General features: G+C 45.3%; 5 protein-coding genes. All 5 read left to right on the top strand.

All coding sequences use genetic code 11. The features are described from left to right. On the top strand, nt 1-2,827 hold a 2,827-nt coding region (locus tag Q0140_RS05860), incomplete at its 5' end, for a RecB-like helicase (protein ID WP_297962736.1). Between the two features lie 115 nt (nt 2,828-2,942). Continuing rightward, a complete protein-coding gene (rplM, locus tag Q0140_RS05855; RefSeq protein WP_005869672.1) occupies nt 2,943-3,368 on the top strand; it encodes a 50S ribosomal protein L13 in 426 nt (141 codons plus the stop codon). 2 nt (nt 3,369-3,370) lie between these two features. Further along, entirely contained in the window at nt 3,371-3,760 is a 390-nt protein-coding gene (rpsI, locus tag Q0140_RS05850; RefSeq protein ID WP_005869670.1) for a 30S ribosomal protein S9, read from the top strand. A 99-nt stretch (nt 3,761-3,859) separates the two neighbouring features. Continuing rightward, the gene (locus Q0140_RS05845; protein WP_177389436.1) at nt 3,860-4,882 is read left to right on the top strand and encodes an OmpA family protein; all 1,023 of its coding nucleotides are present in this window, start codon (nt 3,860-3,862) and stop codon (nt 4,880-4,882) included. 66 nt (nt 4,883-4,948) lie between these two features. After that, nucleotides 4,949-6,007 (top strand): HAD family hydrolase, encoded by a 1,059-nt coding sequence (locus Q0140_RS05840; protein ID WP_297962735.1) that lies wholly within the window; start codon nt 4,949-4,951, stop codon nt 6,005-6,007. The last annotated feature ends 912 nt before the right edge of the window (nt 6,008-6,919 follow it).

The raw sequence follows: 6,919 nt of genomic DNA, 5'->3' as shown, positions 1-6,919 counted from the left end.
AAAAGGCGAGCCGATCAATGAAATTTTAGCTCTTACCTTTACCAAAAAAGCTGCTGCTGAGATGAAAACGCGTATCGTAGAGAAATTTCAAAATTTGCTTGTCGTGCGCGACGGCGCCCTTGTGCCAAGCCCCGAGCTGGAGCAAATTTGCGCTGATTTGGGGCTAAGCGCGGATGAGGTTTTGGCAGCTCAAGAGCGGCTGAGCCCAAAATTTTTAAGCGAAAGTTTAAATATTTTTACCTTCGATGCGTTTTTTGCAAAAGCTCTGCGCTCGTTTGCGCTAAACAGCGGCATCGATCCGAGCTTTGAAAACGACGAAAGCATACTAGGCGTGCAGCAGGCGGCGTTTTTAGGCGCGATTTGTAAAAACGAAGCGCTATTAAGAGAGGTCGTGGATTATGTAAGCGACTCAGGAATGACAAAGAGCGAGTTTTTAAATAGCTTGCAAAGCATTTGGAGGGGCGATATAAGAATAAATCCGCCCACGCTTCCTGCAAGCTCGGCGCTAGCAGAGATAAATGAAATTTTATCCTGCTTGCAAAAAGCGGCGAGAGATGCGGGCGTAAGCGCTGGAGCCGTAAATGGGCTAAGCCCTGTTAGTGATCTGTCAAAATTATCCTCGGGCTTCATTCTTTCGGCTCTTGCCAACGGCAGTTTCGATTATCCGCGCTCGCAGCTTAAAAAAATTTCGCATCTTGACGGTGAGCTAGCAAGGCTAAAAGACGCTATAGCTCGCGAAATAGCGTGGATGGATGCGACATATGCGGCTAAGCTGGCAGGACTAATTAAAATTTATGCCGAAGCGCTTAAATCGGTGCAGCGCAAAAGCGGCAAGCTCACGTTCGGTGATGTCACTGCAGCCGTGCACTCGCTGCTAAATCCAAGCGCAGAGGCGTTACAGGGCAACCGCGAGCTTTTGTATTTCAGGCTCGATTCTAAAATCACGCATATTTTAATTGACGAATTTCAAGATACCGATATTTGCCAGTATGAAATTATGCTGCCGCTAATCTCTGAGGCGCTTGCCGGTAAAGGAGCGGAGGAGCGCTGCGGTAGCTTTTTTTACGTAGGCGATAAAAAACAGAGCATCTATAAATTTCGCGGCGCAGAGAGAAAAATTTTTGATATTTTGCGCGAGCAGTTTAGTCAAATCAAAACGCAGAGCCTGCCGCGCAATTATCGCAGTTTAAAACTTATCGTAAAATTTGTAAATGAGATCTTGCGCGATAAATTTGTGTCTTATGAAGATCAAATCGCGGCAAATAAGCTAGATAGCGATCTGCCTGCTTCGGTGCTGCAAAAAATCAAGGACTATCCGCTTTCTCATCCGCGAATGCCGCTATTTGAGGTACAAAGCGACGATTACGGCTACGTAGCAGCGTTTTCATACGACGACGTGCTAAAGGGGGCTGCGGAGCAAGCGCGCAGGCTTGTTGAGGAGTGCGGCGTGAGAGCTGATGATATCGCGATTTTATGCTGGAAAAACGAGCACGTAAGCGCGCTAAAAGAGATGCTATCGGAATTTTGCGAGGTTTGCAGCGGCTCAAATAAGGCTCTGCGTTGCAGCGAGCAGGTAAATGCCGTAATTCAATATGCGAAATTTTGCGTAGGTGGCGATGAAATTTATCTGCGAAACGCCGAAGCGATTTTGGGTAGGCGGCTTAAAAAGATAGCGGTCGATCTGCATAAAAACGCGCAAAAAACGGCGGAATTTATCGCTAGCACGCTGAAATTAAATTTTGTCGATCCAGATCTGCTGCTATTTTTTGAGACGCTGGCAAAATTTAATAGTTTTAGCGAGTATCTGTTTGCAAACGACGAAACGGAGGTATTTGCCAAGGAACAAAGCGGCATTAAAATTATGACCGTGCATAAGTCCAAGGGGCTTCAGTTCCCGCACGTAATCGTTTGCGACCGCATCGGAGGAAAAGACCGGGGCGAGAGCTCAAAGCTCGCGACGGACTATGATTTTGCCACGCATAAGTGGAGAATTTTTTATAAATTTGCGAGCAGAAAGAGCCTGGATACGGAATTTGCAGCATTAATGGATGAAAACGATCGCTCTGCGCATGAAGAGGATATAAATAAGCTCTATGTGGCATTTACCCGCGTCGAACGCTCGCTCATCATCGTAAAACGCTCCGAGGCAAAAATAGATCAATACAATTATAGCTTTTTTTCGCCTTACGCTAAAAAGACCAAGGGTGCGGGCGTCGTGGAGTGGCTGGATATCCCGGATTTTCAATACGGCTACTTAATCCCAAGCTCCGTAAAATCAGAAGAGAAGCCGCCGCACAAAAAGATCGCGCTCGTAGCGGGCGAGCCTCAAGGCGCGCAAGAAAAAGATAGCGAAGACGAAGCGGAGGTGTTAAGCGCGATATATTTCGGCGAGGCGCTGCACTATGCTCTGGAGATGAGCGAAGGATTTGCGGCGGATGAAATTTTACGAGGAGTAAGCCTGGCAAGAGGTTACTATGCTAAATTTTTAAATGACGCGGATTTTGAAAATATCGCGGCGCGGGCGCTAGGACTAAGCAAAAACGAGGAATTTTTAGCTCTGATAAAGGGCGCTCAAGCTTATAAAGAGATGCCGATCAAAAGCGCGGAGGGTGAGCTTTTGCGCGTGGATCTGGCGTGCTTTAGGCAGGATGAAATTTTGCTTTTTGATTACAAAAGCTCAGAAAAATACCTCGTGCAAAACAAAGCTCAAGTAGCGCGGTATAAAAGCGTGATCCGCGAGTTTTATCCGAATGCGCGGGTGCGTGCCTTCGTGCTGGTTCTCGAAGCCGCGGGTGCTAAGCTGATCGAAGTAAATGAGGAGGGATAAAATTTTAAAATTTAGATGAAATTTGAGCGCAGATAGATTAAAGATAGCTTAAATTAAGCTATACGTAAGGATATTTCTATATAATCACAGCTCAAATTTTAATAAGGCGGAAACCATGACAGAAATTACAAAGCCTAGCGAAGTTAAGCGCGACTGGGTCGTTATCGACGCGACCGACAAAAGATTCGGTAGAATGCTTACCGAAGTTGCGGTATTGCTACGCGGCAAACACAAACCAAGCTATACTCCAAACGTGGATTGCGGAGACTACGTCGTTATCATCAACGCTTCAAAAGCCGTATTTACCGGCAATAACAAAGGCGACGACAAACTTTATCACAGCTACTCGGGCTATTTCGGAAGCGTAAAGAGCGTGAAATTTCAAGACCTGCTTAAAAACAACCCCGCAAAGCTCTACAGACTCGCGGTTCGCGGTATGCTTCCTAAGACGAAGCTCGGCAAGGCGATGATCAAAAAGCTATTCGTATATGAAGGCGGCGAGCACCCTCATACTGCGCAAACAACTAAAAAAGGAAAATAATCATGGCGACAATTTATGCAACCGGAAAGAGAAAAACTGCCGTAGCTAAGGTTTGGGTAAAACCCGGAAGCGGCAAAATCGTGGTAAACGGCATGGATCTAAACACCTGGCTAGGCGGTCACGAAGCGATTAAACTAAGGGTCGTTCAGCCGCTTTTGGCTACTAAACAAGAGACCTCGATGGACATCACCGCACAGACTTTAGGCGGCGGATATTCGGCTCAGGCGGATGCGCTAAAGCACGGAATTTCAAAGGCGCTTGCCGCGATGGATAAAGATTTTAGAGCGGCTCTTAAGCCAAAAGGTCTGTTAACTCGCGATAGCCGCGTGGTTGAGCGAAAGAAATTCGGTCGCCGCAAAGCGCGCAGAAGCCCGCAGTTCTCTAAGAGATAATGTTTTTTACAAATTTGTGGCGAAATTGTCGCAAATTTGTAAATTCTTTAAAAATTTTATGGTAATATCGAATTACAACTTTATTTGAAAGGATGTTTAATGAAGAAAGTTCTACTTGCATTAAGCTTATGTGCATCCGGCGCATTGTTCGCTAGCGATGCTGATTATCACTGGGAGATCACCCCTACTATTGGTGGAATGACTCATGAGGGCAATATGGATTTGGATTCGAATTTTATGTTCGGTCTACGTCTTGCCAAAAATCTACAAGATTCGTTTATCGATCAAGTAGAGGTTGGTTTTGATTACTCTCGCAATATTGGCGTAGAGGATTTAGCTCACAGAGTAGGCAACGATAAGCCTGACGCTAAATATTATCACATCAATGCTGTAAAAGACTTGGTAAATTTCACCGATAATTTCAAATTATACGGCTTGCTAGGTCTTGGATATATGGATTACACTAAAGACGTTTACAACGATGGCGATCAAGATAGCGGCTTCGGTCAATACGGCTTGGGTCTAAAATACTATATCACCGACAATTTTGCTACAAAACTTGAGGCACGCGATGCTATCAGATTTGACGACGGCAACCACGTATTGTTCTATACTCTAGGCTTTGCAGTTGATTTTGGCAAGAGATATGCTGACGCAGCTCCAGCTGCCGCTCCGGCTCCTACAGGCTGCAAAGACGCAGATAATGACGGCGTATGCGATAATATCGATAGATGCCCAGGCACACCTGCTGGCGTAGTTGTTGATGAATATGGCTGCGAGAAGGTTATTAGGTTAAATTTGGGCGTAAATTTTGCTACAGATAGCTCAAAAATTTCCCCTGAGTTTATGAACCAGATCAAAAACGTAAGCGACGTGCTAGTAGCTCACCCTGATTACAAAGTAATCCTAGAGGGTCACACCGATAGCACCGGTTCGAATGCATATAATCAAAAGCTTTCCGAGCGCAGAGCTGCTGCAGTTGGAGGTGCGCTTAAGAGCTTCGGCGTAGATGCTAGCAGAATCACTACTGTAGGATACGGTGAGACTAAGCCTATCGCTACAAACGCTACTAAAGCAGGCCGCGCTCAAAATAGACGCGTAGATGCTAAATTTAGAAAATAATCTTTTCTAGATCCACATAAGCGGGGCTTCGGCTCCGCTTTTTTTATATCCAAATTAAATTTTAAAATGCCAAAATTCCAAACCACTCTGCTTTTTGATCTCGATGGTACGCTCATAGACTCCACGCCCGCGATATTAGATGGTTTTCATTATGCATTTGCGCATTTGGGCGCCGTAGAGCCTAGAGACGAAGCGATTAAAAAGCTTATCGGGCATCCGTTAGAGGTAATGTTTGAGCGTCTAGGTGTGACGCGCGATGTGCAGAATTTCGTGCTCGCCTACAAACAGCGATACGCGCAGACTTTTTTGGATCAGACCGTTCTGCTAAGCGGTGCGTTCGAAGCGGTTCGTGCGGCGAGCGAGTTTGCAAACTTAGGCGTCGTGACGACCAAGACGTCGAAATTTTCTAAAATTTTATTGCAGCATCTTGGCATCGCGGAATTTTTTGGCACCATCGTCGGGCGAGAGGATGTGCAAAACCCCAAACCAAGCGCCGAACCGATCTTAAAGGCGCTCGAAAATTTAGGAATTTGCGGCGCGACCGCTAGCCAAAGCCCGCATGCGGCTCGCGGTAAAACTCACGGCGCGACTGCCGATGAAAATACAAGCACTGCTAGCAGGAGCGCGATTTTGAGTGAAATTTCAGCGCCTGATTTAAAGAGCCTTCCTGCGCTTGATCCTGATCCTAGCAAAGTTTGCGAGCAAAATTTAAGCAGTATTGCGAGTCAAAATTCTGATAGAATTTCGTTTAAAGATTTAAGCGAAGTAAAGAGCGATAGACATGAGGCTGGTGATAAGAGCCAAAAGAGCGGTATCGGCATCGAGGGCGAGAGCTATAAAAGCGGAGCGCGCGGCGGTAAAATTTATGATGCACATGAGCTAAATTCCACTCCTTGTTATGACAAAATTTGCAGTGACGAAATTCTGCCTTCTGTAAGCCAAAATATCTTTATGATCGGCGATACGTCGCTTGACGCCATCGCGGCAAAGTCGGCAGCGGTGCGAAGCGTGGGCGTAAGCTGCGGCTACGGCAGTGCCTCGGAGCTACGGGCGTATTTCGAGTTCGTATGTGCGGACGCAAAAGAGGCAGTTGAGCTGATACGCAAAATTTCATCAAAATTTTAGGCGCGACGGAGCGAAATTTTTCTAGCTTCGATGCGCTATTTTTGCAAATACTTATAAGCGAACCCGTGCCCGAAATTTAAAATTTGAAATTCCAATGAATTTTGCGTTTTAAACAGCGCATGATATGAATTTGCTCGTGCTATTTAGCTGGGGAGCAAGGTGCTTTCTAGGTGTTCAAACGATACGCGAAGTTAAATTTCGCACATTTCTGCTCTGCTCTAGCAACAGCCCATGCCGAACTAACAATGTACGGGAATATTTCACTTTGTCCATAGTACTTGATCTGATTCGTCAATGTTCGGTATTAACGACGTATGGGAAAATTTTGCTACCTCGAGTAATTGTGTTCTATTCACTTTCGGTTTGTATTAGCACAATGTATGAGAAAATTTTACCGCAGTCAAATTTTATGTAATTTCGCAGTATCTTTTGAGCCTGCGAACGGCCTTTGCAAGAAATTTTATGCAAGCTTCGCACTCAAATTATATAGCTTTGATTTTAGTTTAGACCCACTTAATCGCGATAAATTTTACACTCCGCTTGAGGCAAGTATTTGACAGGCTTTTTGTGCGATCCTATCACAAGCCTATTTGGTGCTTATTTAGGCGCCGTATTCGGGTTTTGTCGCAATTATGTTTGCTGCGGATTTTCGGTTTGATTTATGGCATTTAAGGTCGCGCCCGCGCCCAGTGAGCACTAAACATATATGTTTTGAAGACAGGCTTATATGCTAAAATTTCATCCTGCGACAAATAGCTCGCAAAGGCGCAAATATAGGATAAACTAGCCAAATTTTAAAATTTAGCTCCGCGGCGAGCAGCCATATTCTTTTATCGGAGCCCATGAAAGCAGCGTTAGCTTTTGCGTTTTAATTTTATCGTTTAGGCGCAGCAGGGCTTCAAATTTAATTAA

It is taken from the genome of uncultured Campylobacter sp. (assembly GCF_938045405.1).
Classification (GTDB): domain Bacteria; phylum Campylobacterota; class Campylobacteria; order Campylobacterales; family Campylobacteraceae; genus Campylobacter_B.
The sequence above is the reverse complement of the archived record's forward strand: the minus strand, read 5'-3'. Positions and strand labels throughout refer to the sequence as shown.